22 protein-coding genes are annotated in these 24,018 nt (G+C 44.0%); 9 read left to right on the forward strand and 13 right to left on the reverse strand.

Going from position 1 to position 24,018, the window contains the following annotated elements; all coding sequences use genetic code 11:
- Positions 1-124: 124 nt before the first annotated feature.
- The 5 genes from xni to queF all read right to left on the reverse strand — a co-directional run bounded on the left by xni (position 125) and on the right by queF (position 7,647).
- Positions 125-898, reverse strand: a complete 774-nt coding sequence (xni, locus tag ED652_RS00275; protein ID WP_009847458.1) for a flap endonuclease Xni — start codon at positions 896-898, stop codon at positions 125-127.
- 141 nt (positions 899-1,039) lie between these two features.
- A complete protein-coding gene (ppnN, locus tag ED652_RS00280) occupies positions 1,040-2,407 on the reverse strand; it encodes a nucleotide 5'-monophosphate nucleosidase PpnN (RefSeq protein ID WP_122053173.1) in 1,368 nt (455 codons plus the stop codon).
- A 393-nt stretch (positions 2,408-2,800) separates the two neighbouring features.
- Positions 2,801-4,366 carry a GGDEF domain-containing protein gene (locus ED652_RS00285; protein WP_122053174.1) on the reverse strand — a complete coding sequence of 522 codons (1,566 nt, stop codon included), beginning with the start codon at positions 4,364-4,366 and terminating at the stop codon, positions 2,801-2,803.
- A gap of 118 nt (positions 4,367-4,484) precedes the next feature.
- Positions 4,485-6,743: a lipopolysaccharide assembly protein LapB gene (locus ED652_RS00290; RefSeq protein ID WP_122053175.1), complete on the reverse strand. Its 2,259-nt coding sequence runs from the start codon at positions 6,741-6,743 to the stop codon at positions 4,485-4,487.
- Between the two features lie 58 nt (positions 6,744-6,801).
- A complete protein-coding gene (queF, locus tag ED652_RS00295; protein WP_122053176.1) occupies positions 6,802-7,647 on the reverse strand; it encodes an NADPH-dependent 7-cyano-7-deazaguanine reductase QueF in 846 nt (281 codons plus the stop codon).
- A gap of 131 nt (positions 7,648-7,778) precedes the next feature.
- On the opposite strand from queF, the gene syd reads away from it, so the two are divergent.
- The 3 genes from syd to ED652_RS00310 all read left to right on the forward strand — a co-directional run bounded on the left by syd (position 7,779) and on the right by ED652_RS00310 (position 10,706).
- The gene (syd, locus tag ED652_RS00300; RefSeq protein ID WP_017106285.1) at positions 7,779-8,324 is read left to right on the forward strand and encodes a SecY-interacting protein; all 546 of its coding nucleotides are present in this window, start codon (positions 7,779-7,781) and stop codon (positions 8,322-8,324) included.
- 4 nt (positions 8,325-8,328) lie between these two features.
- Positions 8,329-9,105, forward strand: a complete 777-nt coding sequence (locus tag ED652_RS00305; RefSeq protein WP_017106286.1) for a Zn-ribbon-containing protein — start codon at positions 8,329-8,331, stop codon at positions 9,103-9,105.
- A 395-nt stretch (positions 9,106-9,500) separates the two neighbouring features.
- Complete coding sequence (locus tag ED652_RS00310) at positions 9,501-10,706, forward strand: carbohydrate porin (protein ID WP_122053177.1); 1,206 nt, start codon at positions 9,501-9,503, stop codon at positions 10,704-10,706.
- A gap of 91 nt (positions 10,707-10,797) precedes the next feature.
- Here the strand turns inward: ED652_RS00310 and ED652_RS00315 are convergent, their stop codons facing one another.
- The 3 genes from ED652_RS00315 to metN form a co-directional block, all read right to left on the reverse strand.
- Positions 10,798-11,607 carry a MetQ/NlpA family lipoprotein gene (locus ED652_RS00315; RefSeq protein ID WP_122053178.1) on the reverse strand — a complete coding sequence of 270 codons (810 nt, stop codon included), beginning with the start codon at positions 11,605-11,607 and terminating at the stop codon, positions 10,798-10,800.
- A 66-nt stretch (positions 11,608-11,673) separates the two neighbouring features.
- Positions 11,674-12,357, reverse strand: a complete 684-nt coding sequence (locus ED652_RS00320; RefSeq protein WP_004734372.1) for a methionine ABC transporter permease — start codon at positions 12,355-12,357, stop codon at positions 11,674-11,676.
- Positions 12,347-13,381 (reverse strand): methionine ABC transporter ATP-binding protein MetN, encoded by a 1,035-nt coding sequence (gene metN / locus ED652_RS00325; RefSeq protein WP_065103078.1) that lies wholly within the window; start codon positions 13,379-13,381, stop codon positions 12,347-12,349. Before metN ends, ED652_RS00320 begins: the two co-directional genes overlap by 11 nt.
- 240 nt (positions 13,382-13,621) lie before the next feature.
- Between metN and gmhB the strand changes: the two genes are divergently transcribed.
- The 5 genes from gmhB (at position 13,622) to treC (ending at position 19,079) form a co-directional block, all read left to right on the forward strand.
- On the forward strand, positions 13,622-14,173 hold the full coding sequence (gene gmhB / locus ED652_RS00330; RefSeq protein ID WP_017110402.1) for a D-glycero-beta-D-manno-heptose 1,7-bisphosphate 7-phosphatase: 552 nt from the start codon (positions 13,622-13,624) through the stop codon (positions 14,171-14,173).
- A 77-nt stretch (positions 14,174-14,250) separates the two neighbouring features.
- Complete coding sequence (locus tag ED652_RS00335) at positions 14,251-14,592, forward strand: MliC family protein (protein WP_017110401.1); 342 nt, start codon at positions 14,251-14,253, stop codon at positions 14,590-14,592.
- A gap of 88 nt (positions 14,593-14,680) precedes the next feature.
- A complete protein-coding gene (gene treR / locus ED652_RS00340; RefSeq protein WP_122053179.1) occupies positions 14,681-15,625 on the forward strand; it encodes a trehalose operon repressor TreR in 945 nt (314 codons plus the stop codon).
- Positions 15,626-15,829: 204 nt separating this feature from the next.
- Positions 15,830-17,254 carry a PTS trehalose transporter subunit IIBC gene (gene treB, locus ED652_RS00345; protein WP_102435090.1) on the forward strand — a complete coding sequence of 475 codons (1,425 nt, stop codon included), beginning with the start codon at positions 15,830-15,832 and terminating at the stop codon, positions 17,252-17,254.
- 139 nt (positions 17,255-17,393) lie between these two features.
- A complete protein-coding gene (treC, locus tag ED652_RS00350) occupies positions 17,394-19,079 on the forward strand; it encodes an alpha,alpha-phosphotrehalase (protein WP_122053180.1) in 1,686 nt (561 codons plus the stop codon).
- Between the two features lie 182 nt (positions 19,080-19,261).
- On the opposite strand, the gene ED652_RS00355 is transcribed toward treC, so the two are convergent.
- Entirely contained in the window at positions 19,262-19,864 is a 603-nt protein-coding gene (locus ED652_RS00355; RefSeq protein ID WP_016784986.1) for a YitT family protein, read from the reverse strand.
- Between the two features lie 347 nt (positions 19,865-20,211).
- Between ED652_RS00355 and glyA the strand changes: the two genes are divergently transcribed.
- A complete protein-coding gene (gene glyA / locus ED652_RS00360) occupies positions 20,212-21,462 on the forward strand; it encodes a serine hydroxymethyltransferase (RefSeq protein ID WP_122053181.1) in 1,251 nt (416 codons plus the stop codon).
- Positions 21,463-22,026: 564 nt separating this feature from the next.
- On the opposite strand, the gene ED652_RS00365 is transcribed toward glyA, so the two are convergent.
- The 4 genes from ED652_RS00365 to ED652_RS00380 form a co-directional block, all read right to left on the reverse strand.
- Positions 22,027-22,353, reverse strand: coding sequence for a hypothetical protein (locus ED652_RS00365; RefSeq protein ID WP_122053182.1), 327 nt, complete (start codon positions 22,351-22,353; stop codon positions 22,027-22,029).
- Between the two features lie 231 nt (positions 22,354-22,584).
- A complete protein-coding gene (locus ED652_RS00370) occupies positions 22,585-22,776 on the reverse strand; it encodes a DUF4250 domain-containing protein (RefSeq protein ID WP_010436438.1) in 192 nt (63 codons plus the stop codon).
- A 1-nt stretch (position 22,777) separates the two neighbouring features.
- Entirely contained in the window at positions 22,778-22,981 is a 204-nt protein-coding gene (locus tag ED652_RS00375) for a YaeP family protein (protein WP_008222923.1), read from the reverse strand.
- A 168-nt stretch (positions 22,982-23,149) separates the two neighbouring features.
- A complete protein-coding gene (locus ED652_RS00380) occupies positions 23,150-23,845 on the reverse strand; it encodes a tellurite resistance TerB family protein (protein WP_017110395.1) in 696 nt (231 codons plus the stop codon).
- Between the last annotated feature and the right edge of the window lie 173 nt (positions 23,846-24,018).

Below are 24,018 nucleotides of genomic sequence, written 5' to 3' on the forward strand. Positions count from 1 at the left end.
CAAAAAAGCCTTAGTTCAGACTAAGGCTTTTCTGCTTTCTAATGATTGAGTTTCTAATTTTTTTGATTTATAAGCGATCTGTTTCTAACGGTTAGCTTTTAATGACTAAATTTGTAACGTTGGATTAAGACACAGCTTCGTAGCGAATATCTTGCAGATTAAAACCTAAATCGATGTCTGTTTTGAGTGCAGAAACGAGCTTACATACGCGAGCCGACTCGATATGCTCATCGAATTTCTTACGATACTTTTTCGGTAAGTCTTCAGCTAGGAATGCTGTTTCGATATCAGGGTATGTCGTTAATATCTCTTTGGCTGCTTTTGGCCCTATACCTGGAATTCCGGGGACTTGGCTTGAGCTGACGCCTGTTAACCCCCAGTAATCTGCTAGTTGCTCTGGCTTTACGCCAAATTCCGCTTCGATAAAGGGTTTATCTAACCAACGGTGTTGGAAATAATCACGGATTTGTAGCGTTGGAGACAACAGTTGGCAGTAGCCCTTATCTGTCGAGATGATAGTAACCGTTTCTCCATGATCAGCCACTTTCTTAGCGAGTGTAGCTACTAGATCGTCTGCTTCATCGCCATCAGACAGCAGTGAATCAATCCCTAATTCCCACCAAGCTTGTTGAATCGCATCGAGACCTTTCATTAAAGGTTCTGGCATCGGCTTACGGTTTTGCTTATAAGCGGGAAGGACTTCCGCACGCCAACCTCGATCTTGTAAATGATGATCAAATACCGCAATGATATGAGTGGGCTTTGATTCGTTTAGGATGCGATTAAGAGTGCGAGCTGTCGTGGTGATGGTTCTTGCAATATCGGTTGGGTCCGGCTGAACAGAGTGCACGCGTCGGATGAGGTTCAAGGCATCGATAATAACAAGATGGATAGACATAAGTTTCCACTAAATAGGCAATAAATAAGGGGCTGCTAGCCCCTTATAGTAACGTATCACTTGGTGAGTTGAAACTTTGGTGACGTAAACGTCATGACTTGTTTAACTTTATTCTTGTGGCTTGTTATCAGTTACTTGCCGTTATTCGCTGCTAGGCATAATTTTATAGCAAGGAACATAGTCAGTGCCTCCCGGCAGTTTCATTCGATGTTGTTCAACAAAGTCATTCAGCAGCTGGTCCATTTTTGTCATCAGCTCTTTGTCGCCATCAATCAGGAAGGGGCCATGTTTCTCTATCTCCAAAATACCTTCAGCTTTGACGTTACCTGCTACAATTCCTGAGAAGGCTTTACGTAGATTAGCCGCAAGGCTTTCTGTTTTCTGATCCATATGCAGATCAAGCGCCGCCATAGATTCATGCGTAGGGTCGAATGGCAGTTGGAACTCAGGTTCAATATGCAGTGACCAGTTGTAGCTGTAGGCATCGCCAGTCTCTTTACGGTGAGATCGCACATCTGGCATCGCTTGTTTCATGATTTTCGCAGCGCGTGCTGGGTCATCAATTACGATATCATAGTGTTTTTGCGCATCAGGCCCTAAGGTTTCGCCGATGAACTTGTCGATAGAGCGGAAGTAAGCTTCACTCTCTTTTGAGCCTGTTAAAACAATCGGCATTGGTTGGTCGACGTTATTTGGGTGCATCATAATCCCTAAGATGTACAGTAGCTCTTCGGCTGTGCCGGGGCCGCCTGGGAAAATGATAATGCCATGCGCCATACGAACGAATGCCTCAAGACGCTTCTCGATATCTGGCATGATCACCAGTTCGTTCACTATTGGGTTTGGTGGCTCAGCCGCAATGATCGAAGGCTCGGTCAGCCCCAGATAACGATGATCGGTGTAACGCTGTTTCGCGTGACCAATTGCAGCTCCTTTCATTGGCCCTTCCATTGCCCCCGGTCCACAACCGGTACAGATATTCAGTTCACGTAGGCCAAGTTCATTCCCCACTTCGCGAGTGTATTGGTATTCAGTTGCATTAATTGAATGACCACCCCAACACACGATCAGGTTAGGTTCGATACCTGGCGTAAGTGCGCCTGCATTTCTCAAAATACCAAATACAAGGTTGGTAATATGAGTGGCATTGGTCAGGTTGAGTCTTTGGTTATCTGCAAGATGCATGTTGACATAGACAATGTCGCGCAACACTGAGAATAAGTGTTCTTGGATACCCTTGATGATTTCACCATCGACAAAGGCATGTTCTGGAGGGTTGCTCAGTTCGAGCTTGATTCCTCGCTCACGACGGACGACCTCAACATCAAACGATTGATACTTGTCGAGCAACTCTTTGGAGTTGTCGGTGTGGCTACCCGAGTTGAGTACCGCTAACGTACAGTTACGATACAGTTGGTACAGATCACTAGAAGCGGTTTTCTTAAGACGCTCAACTTCAAGTTGAGAGAGTAAATCCATGCTACCGGCAGGGCTGATATGAGTGATCATAGTGCCTCCTTGTTGAAAAGAGCAGGGGACGTTGAAGTGACCCTCTGGCTCGAGGTGAGAAGCAAACGTTGAAAGTGTTTGGTTAAAGGTGAGAGAGTTAACCAGACGAAACGGTTACGACAGCGTTGCTTAATGACTTAGTTAGAATGGCTTACGAGCCTATATACAGATGCTTAAGTACGTATACACTGATTCTTAGGTTCATATATAAAGAGACTTAAGTTCATACATACAGTTTCTTAAGTTCATATATAGAGACTTAAAAGCTTCTATACGCATTGCTTGTCAAAAATGCTTGTTAAGCGAATGTTAATCATTAGCTTAGCAAACATTGAGGGAATTGGTATGTGATAAGTATTTGAAAAAATGAAATAAATTAAATGTTAGGCTGGCTTAGTGCCAAATGATTTGGTTAGTGCCACGTTGTTTTGCTTTATTTAGCGTCTTATTTAATCGCTCTAGCACTTCTTCCGGTGTATCTGATTCTTTAAACTGAGTACTTGCCGCACACAGAGTAATGGTGATCTGTTGGTCGCGGAATTTAAAAGGTAAGCGACTTACTTGAGCCTGAATGTTCTGAATCACCTGATGGCAATATTCATCCGTTTGTTCTGGAAGTAACAAGACGAACTCTTCACCAGAAAAACGAGCCACAGTATCAGTAATGCCGACCTCTTTAATGATGGTTCTTGCGATGATTTTAAGTGCTTTATCACCCGCGGTATAACCAAAGCTATCGTTAATTGCTTTAAAATTATCGATGTCTAGCAGTACAACGCGTAGTGAGTGTTGTGCGCGAATCCAACGACGGTACTCAAGCTCTAAGCGATCGGTAAAAGCGGTACGATTGTAAACCTTAGTGAGTGGGTCAAGCAGCATACGCTGAGCCTGATCCTCAAGACGCTTTCTGTAGTCTTGGGTCACTTCGTAAAGAGAATTTAGTTGAGTCTTTCCGTAACTCATTCGTTCGATCAAAGCTTGTTCTTTCTGCTCTGCATGATTGAGTCGCTCTGACAGAGAAGCTATCTCGCTAAGAAGCGGATTAATCGACTGCTTCAAGACAGTAATATCAGTGGCTTTCTCAACCGAGTTTTGACTTTTGACGACAAGGTCGCTTAACTCAGAGTTAAGGCCTTGGCGGTGCTCAAAATAGCTTTGGCTTTGATCGGTATTTTGGTCTGCAGTTTTGATGCTAGAAGAGAGTGAAGCATTGAGCTGATCGATAAACTGTTCAGATTTCTTACGCTCTAAATTAGTGCCTTCAATAACCAGTTTGAGAATCTGAAGTGACAGTTCAAGTAGGTTTTGTGTTGAAACACCCAATAGGAGCTTTGCTCGAATATCGATAAGCGAGTCACCTGATTCACCCTCGAAGTCGAGTTCAGTGATCAAGTGTTGTAACTCTGTGGAAAGATCCGAAAGTAATTCTTGCTCAGGAGATTGAGCTGTATCGCCAAAATGAGTGCGAGAGTTGTTCGCCATAATCTTTATGGCACGCTCATAAATACTGAGAAGCTTCATGGCGTGGTCGACTTTCTGACTGCCATTGCATTCGGAGAAGCTAAGTAAGTTTCGTAGATCGCGTTTCAACTGCGCTGGAAGACCAGTAATGCGTTGTAGCGTTTCACCACTGTGCTTAATGCTATCGTCCAGATATCCGTTCTGTTTATCCATAGCCAACGTTTTCTGCTTAAGCATCCTTTCTAATACTGCCAATTTGGGGATCATTGAGCTAATGTCTTTTTGCTTTTCTAGCTCTTCCCGCAAGGCAATAAGGTTTTCATCTAAATGTTCGTTACTTCCAACGCACGCGTCACTTAATGATGTAACGATACGCTTTAGAACTTTCTGCTCTCTAATAAACTTGAACGAAGTGTCTCTCTGTGTCAAACGAACTTGTTCCAGCTGAACTTTCAGCTGGTGGAGTTGCGCGTGAATGTCTTGTTCGAGAATGCCCATAGATGTATTAATTAGCGCCGAGTAGACCGATCACGATCGTTTAGATGAAATTCCATTGCATCGATAATAACAAAACTAAAAATAAGGTCACGAGTTGCAGGCCTCAACCGCTCGCAAATCAGTCATCTTTTAGCATTTTTTTGATGTTGTCCTCATTCTGGTAGGACGATTGTATTTTTATTAACCCTTGATTAATCGCATGTTTACAAGCTTCTCTTATGTTACCTGTTGCAAGGCTTGCTGCGGGCGCATTATCAATGGCTTTGAGATATACCCATTGGCTGCTTCGCTCTTTAAGGCTGATTTCTCGTGCTAGGTTCGTCGACATCAATAAAACATCCAACAGCTCTTGGTCATTAATAGCGGTGTAAGCTCTAGGCAAGAACGGGTAGTCAGCGATACCCATACGAATTGTTCGGTTGATATTACGCTTGGGTTCAAAGTCGGTAATCCAAGATTGTATCTTTTTAAACATCGTCTCTGGTGATGAATCTCGGTCTGAGTTAGGTTCGATGTAAAGCAGGTTCGCGTCTGAGAAGTGATAGACACGAGCAGGGCCTTCAAGCTTCTCTTTCAAGAATTCACCAAAAGCATCTTCTAACTCTAGACCCGCTTTATAACCGTTCTGCGTATACATGTTACGTAGGAAGGGTAAATCAATCATCACGAAGCGGAGACGATCATTCAATGGTTCATAGATTAGCTCGCCAAGTTGCCACTGTTCGAAGGTTTGGCTGGTTTGTTCTAGCGAGTTGGACAGCTTGGCATTCAGCATTCTGAGGTTCGGGAGCTTAGATCGCGAGTGTGTAAACAAGTCTGTTCGTAGTGAGTCGACTTCTTTGGCTAAGGTTTGAATGAGGTAGCCACGGCGAAGCACAAAGAAGAACAAGATAATACTGAACAAGAATAGGGCGAACGATATTTTCTGGAACTTGCGATGCTCTAGTTTGTACTTTTCTAGCTCTTGCGCTTGGCCTGCGTAGTGCAGGGTTTGTTCGGCAAACTCTTTCTGTTGGCGGAATGCGTCTTCACCAACACGGTTGAGCTTTTGCTGTTCCAAAGAGACAAGGCTGTTGTACTGCTTAAGGTTAGCCAACGCTTGTTGCGGACGACCTGCCTGCTCATAACCTAAAGAGAGTAAGTAGTACGAACGCTGCGAAAGACGCATGTTCTCTATCTGACGTGAGATCTCAAGCGCACGTGTCGCATGCTTTATCACATCTTCGCTCTCTTGCAGGTGATAAGCCAATCCTGCTGATAACAGTGCAGCACGACCTTCCAGCTTTGGAATGTCCGTATATTCCAGCAGCTCAAGAGCACGGGTTAGGTATTGCTCGGCTAGAGGGTAGTTATAAAGGCGCAGATAGGTTGCCGATAAACTTAGACGAATATCAATGACTTGGTGGATATCTCGGTCTGTACTCTCGTGATCAAGGACGTTGAAGAAATGCACGAGGGCAAGGTTGTATTTACCTTGGAAGAAGTACACATCACCCATCTTCTTAAGCACTTGTGCTAATACGGGAGAATTTTCGAAGTTATCATAAAAATCAGCAGCTTGAGATAGATGCTCTAGTGCTTTGTCTAGGACTTGTCGCTCGAAGAAAAGTTGTGCAAGCAGGCGGTTTACTTTAGCCAAGCGCGAACTTAGGTTGCCTTCCACTGATTTCCAGTAGCCATACAACAATTCAGAAAGTGCGTGGTTATATTCTTTGTGGGTCAGATAAAACTCACCAACAGAGATATGGTAATCAATCGTGACTTTTTCAGAGTAGCGCTGATCTAGGAATGTTTTAGCTTCTTGGTAGTACTTTTCGGCTTCGTCGATTTTGTTTTCATAAGAGGCGATCTCCGCCTTCAACATGATCAATCGATAGGTGATGCCTTCTGTTAGACGCAGCGTTTTGTTGATTGATTCTAGGTTCGCTTCAATACTGACGAGTTCATTTTTTGCTTTCGTCGACTTTTTATCGCTGAGCCAAAGCAATCTAACTTTCAGTATCTGTAGATCAAGCGTTAGGTATTCAAGCTTATAAGTTTTAGCCAGTTCTGAGGCTTCTTCAATGTGCTGAATGGCAGTATGAGTATGGCCAAGGTTGTATTCAGCTTTGGCTAAGATTTTGTACGCATCAATACTGCTGTTTGGCGTTCGAATGGAAGAATCAGTTTCTTCGCGAGAAATAGCCGATGGGCTTTTCTCACGTTGATCTGAAAGGACACGCAGCGTTAGGTAACTGTTGGCCATTTGTTTTGCTTGGCTCGGCTCAATCTCTACAAGGTTGTTAGCCTCGTTGAGTAACGCCGACGAGTAGACCGACGCATTGACCGATGTACTGAAGCTTAAAATAAATAGACTAACAACGTATAACCAACGCATTTCAATGTCCCTTTAAAGATTGGATAGGTTCAAATAAGAGTAAGTGCTTTTCGCCTGATTATTGGCGAGCCATACGCTTATTGTGGCTTGGTCTATCTTGCTCGGTTGAACGATATGGGTTGATATCCAGACCACCACGACGCGTGTAACGTGCGAACACGATTAGCTTCGATGGGCCACAGTATTTCATGATATCAGTGAAGATACGTTCAACACATTGTTCGTGGAATTCATTGTGCTCACGGAAAGAAACTAAATAGCGTAGCAGAGCTTCACGGTCAATTTGCTTACCTGAATATGCGATCTCAACGCTGCCCCAGTCTGGCTGATTAGTGATCAAGCAGTTCGACTTCAATAGATGGCTGTGCAGTGTTTCTTCAACATCTTGCTCGCCAGCAGCCCCTTCAAGCAGTGACGCTTCAAAGTCGTAACTAGTGATTTGGATGTCTTGGTTATCGATACAGTCGCCTTCCATCGTTACGATAGGCTGGTTGGTGTAATCGGTTACTGAGTTTACATTCACTATCACCGTTTCGCCTGCACATACAGACAAATCTTGGGTCAGGCGCTCAGTGACTTGGTCCCAGTTTTCAAATTGAGTCTGGTTGTAGCTGTTCAAGTACAGCTTGAAAGATTTTGATTCAATTAAATTTGGGCTGGTTGCAGGGATGAAAACTTCACCCACAGCCACTTGTGGTAGGCCGTTGCTGTTTAGCCACGAAAGTTCGTACATCGTCCAAATATCATGGCCAACAAAAGGCAGGTCACCGTTTAGCGCAAGGTCATCACGATTCAGGCTACGAGGTACTGGTTGCAATAAACTTGCATCGTATTGGTTAGAGTACTCAGTTTTTTGGCCTAGGGTTAAACCCGCTAGCTCTTTTGCGTCAGAATATTTGCTCATACTTTCGTTTCAAATTCGATTAGAATGGGGTCGATTTTACTGAATCCCCATTACCCTGTCATTAAGTCATCGCTTAATCGGTGCTGAAAGGGCTCGGATTCTATTTATTATTTTGTGTTTAGGAGATTTTCATGACTCAACGTGCTCAAGACGCACTACTTTCTTTTAGTCAGCGATACGTTGACGCGTGGCAACTGCAACACCAAAGTTTACCTCGCAATGAGGAGTTGGTGGATATTGTGTCGCCTTGCGTAGAAGAAAAGAGCGGCGATGCCGTGTTATGGAAAAACTATCCACGTGAGCAATTTGCTGATTTCACTAACGTTGAAACAGGTATCGAGTTGACGCTGCATGAAGACATCAAGACTTTCTACGGCGCACAATACAGCGCAGACATGAACGCTACTTTTGATGGTAATGAACTGACTTTATTGCAAATTTGGAGTGATGATGACTTCGAATGCCTGCAAGAAAATATCTTAGGTCACTTAGTGACTCAGCGTCGTTTGAAGCTAAAACCGACAGTGTTTATTGCAGCTACCGATGCTGAACTGGATGTTATCTCGATCTGTAACCTAACCGGTAACGTGATTCTAGAGCGCTTAGGCACAAAAAATCGTGATGTACTAGCCGAGACATTGGCAGAATTTTTAGAAAAGTTACAACCAGCGGTATAAATAGATGTACGTACTAGAACTTCAATTTGAGTGTTTTGATAACACAACGGTAAGCGCTGTCGACAAGGCGGTTAATGGCTTGATGGATGCACTTCGTTATAACGGACAAGTGTTGGGACGTGAGTTTCCTATCGTGATGGGTGACGGCGAATTTTATGTTCGCGTTGTGTGCCCAGAGCAAGACAGTTTGCACCCACGGAACCACTCAGACTTCGTTAAAGTGTGTTTTGACCGTTTGTCTAACGCGAGCTTACTTACGCCTAAAATGCGTTTGCTTGGCCGAGACCTTAACTCCGAAGAAGTGGCAGAAGATGAAGCGCCGAGCTGGCAAGTGTTGTACACGACGTTCGTGCATACCTGTTCACCGCTACGCAGTGGCGACAGCTTGTTGCCTATTCCTTTATATCGCAACCCTCCGACATTTAATGGCGACCATAAAGCCGTACTGAAGTGGCAGACAGAATGGCAAGCCTGCGATGAAGTTCAAATGGGCGGTGGTTGTCGTGCTGAACACGCAACTCTGACGGAGATCAGTGATACCAAAAGCGTATTGTTCAAACGCGGCTGGGGTTTAAGAGGGCGCATTGAGTACCTCACTAAGATCCCAACATATTACTACTTATACCGTGTGGGCGGCATTAGCTTAAAAGCTGAAAAAGAGCGTAAATGCCCACAATGTGGTGGTGAATGGCTGTTAGATGCGCCGATCCACGACATTTTCTATTTCAAGTGTGATGACTGCCGTTTGGTGTCGAACATCTCTTGGGATCATATTAAGTAACCCACTTAGCTCTATTTTAGATTCAGAGTATCGAAGTCTGAGCCAATACTTCGATACTTTTTCCTCTGCTTTTCTCCCTGTTAGCTTCCCGTTTCTTTCTCTTTTTATTCCTTAATATTGATCGTTTATCAGTATTGGGAGAACCCATCTTGTCGAACGAATTTTGTACTTTAATACGTCCATTCTGTGTTTTATCTCTCGCTCTGTAGTCCTTAAGTATTCACCAGAATAATTCCACACCCATCAACTTTTGATCATTTCAATAGTTAACTGGATCACAGTAATCAACCAGTTCTCTTTCAATTTATATTCCTCTCAATATACATGGGATCGATCCCATGGGAATGTTCCCATGTATAAGAATAACGTAATTCTAGATCTTAAAGGAATGGACGATGAAACTGTTACCTATTGCTGCTGCACTCTCTACTGCTTTACTTGCTCCTAATTTATACGCTGATGAAACCACGCCATTGGAATTCAATGGCTACATGCGTGGCGGCGTTGGCCAGAGTAATGAAGGTGGTTCAAATAGCAAATGGGAGGTGAGTAAAGTTGGCCGACTTGGCAACGAAAATGACCTGTATGGCGAGTTTGGTTTTAAGAAAGAGGTGTATGCCGAGGACGACGTTTCATTTTTAGTTGATTCCATGTTGTCGTACTGGCAAGGCCAAGATGAGAACGCCGCAGATAAAAGCGTTGATGTGGTGCAATTGAATGTTCAGGCGGTCGGGCTGTTTGAAGATAAGGATATTGGAATTTGGGCGGGTGAACGTTACTACCAACGTCATGATGTACACATCGTTGATAACTACTACTGGGATGTCAGTGGTATTGGTGCTGGTGTTGAACACATCAATATGGGGCCAGGTAAATTATCGGTCGCTTTGATTCAAGACACCGTTACGGGCGATGTATTTGATGGGAAAGAAACCACAGCCATGATTGCTGACGTGCGCTATGCCGGGATTCCACTGTGGAAAAATGCGGATCTTGAGGTCGGCATTGATATGAACTTCGCCAATGAAAAACAAGGTCAAACAGTCGATGCGGATGACAGCGTAATGCTAACGGCAAGTTTGAATCAAAATCTTACTGGTGGCTTCAACAAAACGATTCTCCAAGTCGCTAACTCTGGCTATGCCGAGCAGATGACAACCTTTGGTACCGGTAAGGGCATCGTACGTGATGCAAATAATAATGACGCCGAGGGCTTTCGATTGATTAACTGGGGTGTACTTGCGATTGGTGAGAATATTGAGTTTGGCCACACTGTCCGTTATGCCATGTCGACGGGGGTTGGCGCGAATAATAGCGATGATGATTCTTTCAGTGCTGTCATTCGTCCGCTTTACAAGTGGGACAAGCGTATGCGTACCATTCTTGAAATTGGTGGCTTTGTTGAAACTATCGATAACAAAGATGGGGCGGGTGGTAAATTTACAATCGCTCAGGCTTGGGTTCCACAAGTGGGTTTCTGGTCGCGTCCTGAATTCCGTATCTTTGCGACTTACCTAAACGATGCTGAAAATGACAATGCCTTCGGTGAAGGTAAAAACAGTGAAATGAGCGTTGGTATGCAAGTGGAAGCTTGGTGGTAAGTCGAACTTTCTTGTAAATCCTAACCAATAAAAAGGGGCTGACGTTATGTCAGCCCCTTCGGGTATCTATAGATTGCTGTCGTTTAGTTGATTACCAACCTTTAACTACGCCACCTTGGAAGATATCAGAAGCTGCTTTGTATACTTCTTCAGTTTGGTAAGCTTTAACGAAGTTCTGTACGTTTTCTGCGTTTAGATTTTCTTCACGAGAAACGATTAGGTTTACGTATGGAGAATCTTTGTCTTCAACGAAGATACCGTCTTTTTGCGGAGTCAGGTTGATAGAGCTCGCGTAAGTTGTGTTGATGATAGACAGTGCTACGTCATCTAGAGAACGTGGCAGTTGTGCTGCGTCTAGTTCAACAATGGTTAGGTTCTTAGGGTTCTTAACGATGTCACGAACGGTTGCTAGAAGACCAGCACCTTCACGAAGCTCAAGAAGACCTTGTTGCTCAAGAAGCAGTAGAGAACGACCTAGGTTTGTTGGATCGTTTGGTACCGCAATACGCGCGCCGTCTTGGATTTCGTCTACAGATTTCACTTCTTTAGAGTAACCCGCGATTGGGTAAACAAATGTGTTACCAGCGATAGTTAGCTTGTAGCCACGGTCAGCTACTTGCTGATCTAGGTACGGTGCGTGTTGGAATGCGTTGATGTCGATAGAGCCATCATCCAGTGCCGCGTTTGGTGTTACGTAATCTGTGAAAGTTACTAGTTCAACATCTAGGCCGTACTGCTCTTTTGCTACTTTAGCTGCAACTTCAGCAACTTGTGCTTCAGCACCTGCCATTACGCCAACTTTTACTTTAGAAGTGTCGACTTCTTTGTCACCACAACCTGCTAGTACTAGCGCTGATGCCGCTGCTGCGATAGTAAGTAAACCTTTAAGGCTAAATTTCATAATAATCTCCTTTTAATAAATCTATTTAATTTGGTTCAGACGACTTTGAGTTTGGTCTGTAAGTCGTTATCTGTGGTCAACACGGCGAACCAATGAATCACCGATTGATTGAATAATTTGTACCAGCACAATCAACATTACTACCGTCACAGCCATGATAGTCACATCATAACGGTGGAATCCGTAACGAATCGCGACATCACCTAGGCCGCCACCACCAACAGTTCCTGCCATTGCTGAGTAGCTCACCAGCGTCACTAATGTAATCGTTACTGAGTTGATGATAGTCGGTAGTGCTTCAGGAAGCAGAACCTTATTGATGATTTGTGTTGGTGTTGCGCCCATTGATTGAGCCGCTTCCACTAGACCTGTTGGTACTTCAAGTAGCGCACTTTCGATAAGTCGAGCCACGAATGGGATAGCGCCAATCGTCAGTGGAACAATCGCTGCTGTTGTACCAATGAAGGTACCAATCAGCATCTTAGTCAGTGGGATGATCGCAACCATCAGTACTAAGAAAGGCACTGAACGACCCACGTTCACAACCGCACCGAGAATTTTGTTTAACTTGGTGTTCTCTAACAGACCACCTTTTTTAGTCGTATGTAGAATCACGCCTAATGGGATACCGACAGCGAAGCCAACAATGCCTGCTACAGCAACCATGTAAAGGGTTTCGCCTGTTGCGCCTAATAGAAGGTTACCGTTAAGGCTGATCCAGTCAGCAATCTCGTTGAAACTAAAGGACATAGCCAAGTACCTCTACTTTTACATTGTTGTCGCGTAGGAATTGAATAGCAGCATTATCATCGGCTTCATTACCGAACAGTTCAGCAACCATCATGCCGAACTTAACGCCGCCGGCGTAATCCAGGTCTGAACTTAAGATGCTGACATCGATGTTGAACTTACGTGCGATTTGCGTCATCAGCGGAGCATCGACCGTTGCGCCAGTAAACTCAAGGCGTACCAGCGGGTAGCTGCTGTTTACGCGAGTTTCTTGCAAGCGTGCTTGGTAATCTTCAGGAATCGTAAGATCCAAGGTTGAGCGAATAAATTGATGTGCCAGTTCTGTCTTAGGGTGTGCAAAGATGTCACCGACAGTCCCTTTCTCTACCAATTCACCGCCGCCAATGATCGCCACTTCGTGACAAATGCTTTTCACTACATCCATTTCATGAGTAATAAGCAGGATAGTGATGTTCAGCTTGCGGTTGATTTCACGCAGTAGCTCAAGAATAGATTGAGTAGTCGCAGGATCGAGTGCACTGGTCGCTTCATCACATAGCAATACTTTCGGGTCAGAGGCCAGTGCGCGAGCAATCGCAACACGCTGCTTTTGACCGCCACTCAAGTTGGCTGGATAGGTGTCACGCTTGTCTGATAGACCAACAAGTTCAAGTAGCTCACTCACTTTTGCTTCAATCGCTGCTTTATCTTTACCAGCAAGCTCTAAAGGCAGTGCTACATTGTTAAATACAGTACGAGAAGACAGCAGGTTGAAGTGCTGGAAGATCATGCCGATGTTACGACGCGCTTCGCTGAGTTCTGATTTGCTGAGTGTTGTTAGGTCAATACCGTCAACAATCACTTCACCAGACGTTGGAGCTTCCAACATGTTTACACAGCGGATTAGGGTACTTTTGCCTGCACCTGAAGAGCCGATGACTCCAAAGATTTGACCTTGAGGAATGTGGAGGTTGATATCAATTAAGGCATTGATTTCTTTAGTGCCTTGATAAAAAACCTTGTTGACTTGATTCACTTTAATCATAGGGGAACTCGTGCAGGTAAAACAGAATAATATATCGATAGCTCGTTCGATTTACAGATGATGCTATGGTGTTCTATGATCTAAGTCAATAGATATTTTTACGTCTAGACGGCTAAACGTCGATCGTGTTGCTAGGGTAGAAACAAATCGTTAACGAACGCAAAACTAAATAGATAGTGATGAAGCAAATAAAGCGTGTAATAATTAATGATTAATAGAGAGTTGATAGAGAACTGAATTTTGTCTAAACCGGCTGTTTTTTTAGATCGTGATGGTGTGATTAATGTTGATCACGGCTACGTACATGATGAGCATGACTTTGAATACATCGATGGTGTGTTTGAAGCGGCGAAAGCGTTTAAAGATATGGGCTATTTATTGGTACTTGTGACCAACCAATCTGGTATTGCTCGTGGCAAGTTTAGCGAAGATCGTTTTCTTTCTTTGACGCAATGGATGGATTGGAACTTTGTCGATAATGGCGTTGAGTTAGATGGTATCTATTACTGTCCTCATCACCCTGAACACGGCATTGGCGACTACAAGCAAGATTGTGAATGTCGCAAGCCTAAACCAGGTATGTTCATTTCTGCTCGTGACTTTCTGAAAATTGATATGGCGAATTCTGTCATGATCGGCGATAAAGCTGAAGACATGATGGCAGCAGAAGCCGCTGGTGTTGGTACCCGAGTCTTGGTGAGAACCGGTAAACCCGTGACTGAAAAGGGTGAGGCACTTGCCAGTGTCGTGCTGGATAGCATTAAAGATGTACCCGCATATTTGAAAGGCTAAACACAGACCTATCGCTCAGTATGCAAATGAGTGTTGTCCACCATATTTGCCCACTATATAAAGATGAGGAACGAAGTATGAAAGCTATGTTAGTAGCATCTCTATGTTCAGTTGCATTAGTCGGGTGCTCTAAATCAGCAGCTCCTGAGACTGAGAGCGCAGCATCGGATAATCAATTCGTGACTTATCAATGTGAGTCTGACGTTTCGTTTGAAGTGGCTTACCTTGATAATGAAAAAGCGGTATTACGTCTCCCTGAGAATGAATACCGTCTGACTCAAGTTCCAGCAGGTTCAGGAACGAAATACATCTTAGATGATGGAACCTCTGAACTGATTAACAGCGTCACTTTACGTACTAAAGGTGACAACGCACGTCTAGAACTTGGTCGTGTCGTCTATCGAAATTGCCAAAAGTAAGTCATAGTAGTTGCTAGGATTTACAAACAGTTAAGTGAGGGATTACACCCTCACTTTTTCTTCTCTTCCCTTTAACGTTAGACTTTTTATGAGCAAAAAACTCACTATTCTCGATATTGCTAAGCTGTCCGGTGTTGGTAAGTCAACCGTATCTCGTGTTCTGACCAATGATCCAAAAGTGAAACCTGAAACCCGAGAAAGGGTGGAAAGAGTAATTCAAGAATCTGGGTACACGCCTTCAAAGTCTGCGCAGTCGATGCGTGGTGGCAGTCAAAAAGTCATCGGTGTCATCATTTCTCGTCTGGATTCTCCTTCTGAAAACAAAGCAGTTAGCACTATGTTGGCTGAGTTGTATCGAGCGGATTACGATGTCGTGATCATGGAAAGCCAGCTCGATAGAGAAAAAGCCAATGAGCATCTTCAGGTTCTTAAGCGCCGCAATGTAGACGGCATAATCGTGTTTGGCTTTACTGACTGCGATATTCCTGCGATTGAAGCTTGGGAACACAAAGCGGTTGTGATTGCTCTGGATACCGAGAACGTGACGTCGATTAACTATGACAACCAACATGTGATCAATAGTGCATTAGCGCATCTATCGGATCAGGGGATCTCTGATGTTGGTTTCATTGGCGTTGATCCTAGCGATAAATCAACCGGTGAACTGCGTCTTAAGGCTTATCTCGAGTGGTGTGAAAACACAGGCTCAGTTGCCAACTATCGTACTGGTCAACTTCATCACGAAAGTGCTTATCAGTTGGTGGATGAGGTGCTTGCTCCTGCGACTCAAGCGATTGTGTGTGCCAGTGACACATTGGCTCTTGGCGTAATCAAACGTCTGCAAGAACTACAACGTGAAGATGTGGTGGTGACCGGTGTTGGTGGTAATGATCTTCTCTCTTTCTTGTTCCCGCGAGTATTTAGCATTGATCCTGGGTATCAATCTGCGGGTAAGTTAGCCGCTAATTTATTGATCTCTCAGCTTTTAGGCAATGCAGAGATCTCTCATCACACTCAATCACCTATTCTATAATCCACTCAATCAAGCGAAATTGAACCGCTTAGATTAAAATTAGAGTGTGATCTCTTTCAATTAATGGGACTGTTCCCATTTTAATTTATCATTCATATGGGCATTATAATAATCGTAATTGGGAATGTTCCCATAAATCTAAATCCGAGTGGTTATAGCTGCATGGTTTAGATGAGTAATTGAATGAAATCAGGGTGGGGTAGTATGAGTAAGATAGCGAAGCAAGACGTTGCGCGTCTTATCGAGTTAGTCGGTGGCAAAGAGAATATTGCGAGTGTCAGCCATTGTCTAACTCGACTGCGTTTTGTATTGAACGATACGGAACAAGCGAACAAAGCAGAATTAGAGAAGCTTAAACTGGTAAAAGGCTGCTTTACGAACGCAGGTCAATTCCAAGTCGTGATTGGCACCGAGGTTGATGAGGTGTACGCACTTCTGATTGAGCAAACTGGTAAAGATGCATCATCAAAAGATGAGGCGAAGTTGGCTGCTCGTCAAAACATGAATTTCCTTGAGCGTGGTATCTCCCATTTAGCCGAAATTTTCGTACCACTGCTACCTGCCATTATTACTGGTGGTTTGATTCTTGGTTTCCGTAATGTGATTGGCGACATTCGCATGTTCGATGGCAAAACCTTGGTTGAAATCAGCCAATTTTGGGCAACCGTTCATTCTTTCTTATGGTTGATTGGCGAAGCGATTTTCTTCTTCTTACCGGTTGGTGTGTGTTGGGCAACGGTTAAGAAACTCGGCGGAACGCCTATTTTAGGTATCACGCTCGGTGTGACCTTGGTTTCTCCACAGTTGATGAACGCTTACATGATAGGTAAATCGGTACCTGAGGTGTGGGACTTTGGCTTGTTCGTGATTGAGAAGGTCGGTTATCAAGCTCAGGTGATCCCTGCAATGTTAGCGGGTGTGGCTCTGGCCTTCATTGAGACCAACCTTAAGCGCATTGTTCCTTCTTATCTGTACCTAGTTGTCGTGCCATTTGTCTCGATCATCTTGTCTGTGATTCTAGCGCACGCTTTCATTGGCCCATTCGGTCGTATGTTAGGTGATGGTGTGGCATTCGCTGCCAAAGTGGCAATGACCGGCGACTTCGCGATTCTTGGGTCAGTAGTATTTGGCTTTTTATACGCACCTTTGGTTATCACGGGTATTCACCACACAACCAACGCTGTGGACTTACAACTAATGCAAGATTTAGGTGGCACACCAATCTGGCCTTTGATTGCGCTATCAAACATTGCACAAGCATCTGCTGTAGTTGGCATTATTATTTTGAGTAAGCGTGAAGGCGAGCGAGACATATCAGTACCCGCTGCAATCTCAGCGTACTTAGGTGTGACGGAACCAGCGATGTACGGCATCAACCTTAAATACAAATTCCCCATGCTGAGCGCAATGATCGGCAGTGCCGCAGCGGCTGCAATCTGTGGTAGTGCAGGTGTGATGGCTAATGGTATCGGTGTTGGTGGCTTGCCGGGTATCTTATCGATTCAACCTCAATATTGGTCGATTTACTTAGTCGCGATGCTAGTGGCGATTGTCCTACCGATAACGCTGACGTTGTTCTTCTACAAGCGAGCACAGATGAAAGGCGAACTAGAAACCGCCAACGCGTAATGCATTTAACAAGCGATGACTTTAAGTGAGTCATCGCTTTTCTCTTAGTTATAGCTTTTTCTCTTAGTTATAACGGCTATTCAACCATGATTCACATGGTGATTTTTTATTTATATTTTCTGGTAAGTGAGTGTTAGAGATGGCGATGACTGAACATGATGAAAGCTGGTGGAAAACCGCAACCATCTATCAAATCTACCCAAAGAGCTTTTGTGACAGTGGCAGCAAAGGTACTGGCGATATCAAAGGGATCATTTCGAAACTGGATTACCTTAAACATTTGAGTGTAGATGCTATTTGGTTAACCCCAGTTTACTCGTCACCTATGATCGATAACGGCTACGATATTTCAGACTATTACTCGATTAACCCTCAATTCGGCACTATGGAAGACTTCGACTTATTATTGTCTGAAGCGCATCAACGTGGCATCCGTATCGTGATGGATATCGTGGTAAATCATACCTCGACCGAGCATGCATGGTTTCAGTCTGCATTGGGTGACAAAAACAGCCCATACCGCGACTACTACATCTGGAAAGACCCAGTAAACGGTCAAGCACCAACCAACTGGCAGTCTAAGTTTGGTGGTAACGCTTGGGAAATGGATGAAGTCACTGGGCAATATTTCTTACATTTATTTGCGAAAGAACAGGCCGACCTTAACTGGGAGAACCCGGTTGTACGTGAAGAAGTGAAAGAGGTTATCAGCTACTGGGCAGAAAAGGGCGTCGATGGTTTTCGCTTGGACGTAATCAACCTGATTTCAAAGCAGCAAGATTTCCCAAATGATGATATCGGTGATGGTCGCCGTTTCTATACCGATGGCCCACGAGTGCACGAATATCTGAAAGAGATCAGCGAAGCGGTATTCCAAAAATACGGTAGCGTGACCGTAGGTGAGATGTCTTCAACCACGTTGGAACATTGTCAGCAATACTCAAACGTTGATAACAGCGAGCTATCAATGGTGTTCAACTTCCACCACCTTAAGGTTGATTACACTAATGGTGAAAAGTGGACCAATGCGCCGTTTGATTTCTTACAGCTCAAATCGATCTTCAATCATTGGCAAACTGGCTTAAACGGAAAAGGGTGGGGCGCACTATTTTGGTGTAATCATGACCAACCAAGAATCGTGAGCCGCTTAGGAAACGATCAACAATATCGCGTTGAATCAGCCAAGATGCTGGCTGCGTCAGTCCACATGATGCAAGGCACACCTTATATCTATCAAGGTGAAGAGATTGGTATGACCAACCCGGGTTACACCGAGATCAGCCAGTATTGTGATGTAGAGAGTACCAACATGTACGACATTATGGTGAACCGTGATGGTGTGGCTCATGAAGATATGATGGCGATCTTAGCGCAGAAATCCCGTGATAACTCTCGTACACCAATGCAATGGAATAGTGAGACTTACGCTGGCTTCTCGTTATCACAGCCATGGTTAGATGTTGCGAATAACTACACTGAGATCAACGCAGAGCAAGCGCTTGAAGATAAAGACTCGGTCTTCTATTTTTACAAGCGTTTGATTGAGTTACGTAAACAAGTGCCAGTGATTACGGATGGCAACTATCAAGATCTATTGCCTGAGCATTCATCCATTTTTGCGTATGCACGCGAGAGCGAAGGGCGGAACCTATTGTGCATTAACAACTATTATGGTGAAGAGGCTGAATGCGTTTTACCTGAACGTTTTGAGATGACGAAGGCTAAGAGCTTGTTGTGTAATTATCAAGTGAGCGAGAGTTTAGTGGCGTCTCATCACCAAGTGCTGCGACCTTACGAGACGCGTATCCTCTTGATCGAAGCTTAGTCTCGTTACGATTTCAATTAACCTAATTCTCCGTTCCCCCTAGAGATTTAGGTTTCAACAAAGGCTTTGGAGTGCTCCCCAAAGCCTTTTTGTTTTAGTGATGTCTGGATTATCGTCCCTGAAGCTCGTTTGCGAGAAGCTAGAGTACCGCGTGCCAGTAACGACAGAGCAGGTAATGAACGTTAAGACGCGTAGTTCACCGAATAACGAGTAGGCTTGTGATTCATTGCCAATACGATGTTCAATACTGCGGTGCCCAATACTGAAACAGCAATTACCCAAGGCGATACGAAGAAGCAAGACGCAAACAGAATACAGGCATCAATGCCCATTTGAGTTTTACCCACAGAGATGCCGTAGCGGTCTTGGATGAACAAACATAATACGTTGAAGCCACCCAAGCTTGAGCGATGACGGAATAGGATTAACATACCTAAGCCCATTAATAAGCCACCGGCAACAGCACAGTAGATCTCGTTATGAACTTCTAGTGAGATAACGAGGTATAAATGATCGGCAAACACAGAAACTAACGCACCAGCAATGGCACTGCTAATGGCAAAGCTACGGCCAAATCGTTTCCACGCCAATAAATAGAATGGACAGTTGGCCACAAAGTACAAAATACCGAAGGTTACAGGTAAGAATTGACTCAAAAGCAGAGCCAAGCCAGTAGTACCACCGGTAAGCAGGTTCGCTGACTGTAAAAAGAAGACGCCTAACGCCACTAAAAACGTGCCAGTGAGAATAGCTACCCAATCTTCTTTACGTGAGTGTTTTTCCATCGTTTTAATAATTACCTAACCAATAAAGGCGTGCATAGTAGAGAAAAACCTTAGCTTTCGGTAGCTTGAGGGGTAAAATTAAGGTAAACCTATGTAATCTGCGTTTTACAGGGTGTAAAGCGTAAAATTGACAGTAAGCGTCATCTTTGGTTGGATAAGCTTAATAACCATGATGAATCTTATATGTGATTATGAAAAAACTGCATGATAAAATTGCAATTAGCTCTTTATGACCTAGATCAAATTATGTAGAATGCGTCACATCAAAACGGTGACGGAAACGTTTGCTTTCGGTCGTTGTGTGGTTTTTTTGAAACTTTCAGTACAATCTGAGTCAGGAGATATAGATGCTTAAGCGTGACATGAACATTGCTGATTACGATGCGGACCTATTCGCAGCTATCCAAGAAGAAACTCTTCGTCAGGAAGAGCACATCGAACTTATCGCTTCAGAAAACTACACAAGCCCACGTGTAATGGAAGCTCAAGGTTCTCAACTTACAAACAAATACGCTGAAGGCTACCCTGGTAAGCGTTACTACGGTGGTTGTGAGTTCGTAGATAAAGTTGAAACTCTAGCAATCGAACGTGCATGTGAACTGTTTGGCGCTCAATACGCGAACGTACAACCTCACTCAGGTTCTCAAGCAAACAACGCTGTATACATGGCACTACTAAACGCTGGCGATACTGTTCTAGGTATGAGCCTAGCGCACGGTGGTCACCTAACTCACGGTTCTCCAGTAAACTTCTCGGGTAAGCTTTACAACATCATCCCTTACGGTATCGATGAAGCAGGTCAAATCGATTACGAAGAGATGGAAGCGCTAGCTATCGAGCACAAACCTAAGATGATCATCGGTGGTTTCTCTGCTTATTCTCAAGTTTGTGATTGGAAGCGCATGCGTGAAATCGCTGACAAAGTAGGAGCTTACTTCTTCGTAGATATGGCTCACGTTGCTGGCCTAATCGCTGCAGGCGTATACCCGAACCCAGTTCCACATGCTCACGTTGTAACAACGACTACGCACAAAACACTTGCTGGTCCTCGTGGTGGTCTTATCCTTTCTAACGAAGGTGAAGATCTTTACAAGAAGCTAAACTCAGCAGTATTCCCAGGCGGCCAAGGTGGCCCTCTAATGCACGTTATTGCTGGTAAAGCAGTAGCGTTCAAAGAAGCTCTAGAGCCAGAATTCAAAGAATACCAAGCTCGCGTAGTGGCTAACGCAAAAGCAATGGTTGCTGAATTCCTAGCACGCGGTTACAACATCGTTTCAGGTTCTACAGAGAACCACCTGTTCCTAGTTGACCTAATCGACAAAGACATCACAGGTAAAGAAGCAGATGCAGCACTAGGTTCAGCTAACATTACAGTTAACAAGAACTCAGTACCAAACGACCCGCGTAGCCCGTTCGTTACGTCTGGTATCCGTATCGGTTCTCCTTCTATTACTCGTCGTGGTTTCTCAGAAGCAGACGCGAAAGAGCTAGCAGGTTGGATCTGTGACATCCTTGATAACATGGGCGATGAGTCTGTTATTGAAGCAACGAAAGCAAAAGTACTAAATATCTGTAAGCGTCTACCGGTTTACGCTTAATTTTTCTTCGTAGTAATTTGAACTTCGTTGTCGAGCATGCTCACTTACATCCGTAAGCTCCGCGTGCTCTCCTAGAATTTCAAACGACTACTTTGAAAAATACTTTAAAGGGGCTCATTGAGTCCTTTTTTGTTTTAGGGAAAGGTGTTGAAGACTCTGCACCTGTTCCTTGAACTAAAGCTATTTGATTGAAAAATACGATTTGAAAGGCTCCTGTTGGGAGCCTTTTTTGTATTCGTAAGTAATAAAGTCGTTGTCGAGCATGCTCACTTACATCCGTAAGCTCCGCGTGCTCTCCTAGAATTTCAAACGACTACCTTGAAAAATACTTTTAAAGGGGCTCATTGAGTCTCTTTTTGTTTTAGGGAAAGGTGCTGAAAACTCCGCGCCTGTTCCTTGAACTAAAGCTATTTGATTGAAAAATACGATTTGAAGGGCTCCTTGTTAGGGACCTTTTGGGTATATATCGGTATGAGAGTTGGGCTATCTGAGAATACAGAAAGGCAGGTACTAAAAAGGGCTGATGTTTGCACATCAACCCTTTGTGGTTTGCTTGTGTTGGCTCTATTTTCTGATGCTTAGTAGGGTGCCAGACTTACACTTGAATGAGTAGTAGTGGCGGCTCTCGTTGAATTTACCTAAGCCTTCGCCATCACAATAGTCGATGTTGATATCACGCATTACTTCTAGCGTATCTTCGCTGTTCAAAGCGAATTTAGAACCATCAGAACAGACGATACGAATTCGCTCATCATGGCTTACTGAGTAAATATCGACTTCGGTGTTACACAGCTCAAAAGAGGCTTCACGAAAGTTGTCTTGCTGTGTATTTGAAGCGCAACCTGCAGTCAGTGTTGCTGCGAAAACGGCTAAAAGTCCGGGTCTTTTCATTGTTAATCCTTCGCTATCATCAGATTGAGTGATGAGTTTTATATGCTATTTGAGGTAGCCTATACAACAATACGCTTTGGTTCAAGACGCGTTCGTTGACTCTAAGATATAAAAGTATAGATGCAGACCGAGAAATTATAACTGGCTAACTACATGTTTATTCGATATGTATCACCAATAAAAAAGCCAACGCTGAGGTTGGCCTTTCAAAATTAAGCTTGTTCTAAACCACTACCGAAACTGTTTGGCCTCTGGAAGGAACTCAAAACCAGCAGAAGCAAGTTTAGCGATCAATGCTGCTTTGTCGATCTCGTAGAAGTTAACTACTCGATCCAAATCACCGCCGAAGTCGTCACGTAGTTTCATGTTGACGATACTCATCAACATCACTGGATCCATCTTTTCAAAATTAGCGAGGTTCATATTAGTCCTCGAAATCTGAGATCAGTAGGTTAGCAGCGGCAAATGCTGCACGCTCACGCGCTTCTTTAGGAAGAGATTCATCTGCAGCAAGGTCGTTCAATGTTTTTACCGCGCAGGTGATCGCTTTAGGGATGTAGCCTTGGTCGCCACTGCCAATTTGAGAATACAGTTCACGCACCAAATCACAACAATCGTATACTTTCATTTTTATACCTAACCAAATGATAACTGATCTCAATATACACATAGAGATAAGCAAAAACAAAGCGGATCTGATTAAGTTCAGAGTTAGTTTGTCCTTGCTCAATATCTCATTTTGTTGAGGCTCAATATATCACTCTGTCAGCTTGTGGATTAGCCTGATATTGACCGCTTAACTAGAGATCTGCTGTTCAAGCTGATAAGTCACTTCATCAGCAAGGTTAAGCTGCTTTGCTAACTCTTTGAGGTAAGCCTTTTCCATAAAGTTCTGCTCGTCGGCCACAATCAAAGAGGCTAAGTAGATCTCACTCGCTTGTTGAGGTGATGTTGCTAATTGAGCTATTTCGCTTGGATCGAGTGGCTTGTGCAATTCTTCAGACACCAATTTAGTCAGCTGATAATCTGCGCCCATGTTCTCGACGGCTTGTTCAATCTTAGCCATCTCTTCTTCATCAACATGCCCGTCGGCTTTGGACGCAGCAATCATCGATCTTAGAATCAGTACGCTATGGTTTGAATCGTTCTCATCAAATTGAGCTTGTTCGGTATTTGGTGTTTGGCCTTGTTTCGATTGGTAATCGTTGTAGACCTTATAAGCCAGAGCACCCAGTGCCGCTGCGCCACCAATCCCAGCTGCTTTCTTACCCATCTTCTTAGTCTTCTTAGAGCCCATTAACGCACCTAAAAGTCCGCCCCCAACTGCGCCTGCACCGAAGGCGCCAAGTGTGCTTTTACTGCTACTCTTGCCATTGCTGTTACTGCCTTTAGAGAGACTACTTAAACTCGAAGATCCTTGGGAAAGCTTCTGAGTGCCTTGTTTAACGAGATCTGACTTAAGTGCTTGGTTAAGTAAGCTTTTGATATCCATCGATACCTCCAATGTAAATGTGTCAAAGAGTAGTTGAAACCAATATACGGATATAAAGATGAACAGGGGATTAACTTACGTTATTTACTCTGGTGATAAATAGAAGGGAATTTGAAGAGAAACGACAGGCACAAAAAAGGCCACCTAATGGCAGCCTTTCAATGTTTATCTAT

Origin of the sequence: Vibrio sp. Evd11, assembly GCF_900382755.1 — a bacterium.
In the GTDB taxonomy this organism is placed as follows: domain Bacteria; phylum Pseudomonadota; class Gammaproteobacteria; order Enterobacterales; family Vibrionaceae; genus Vibrio; species Vibrio lentus.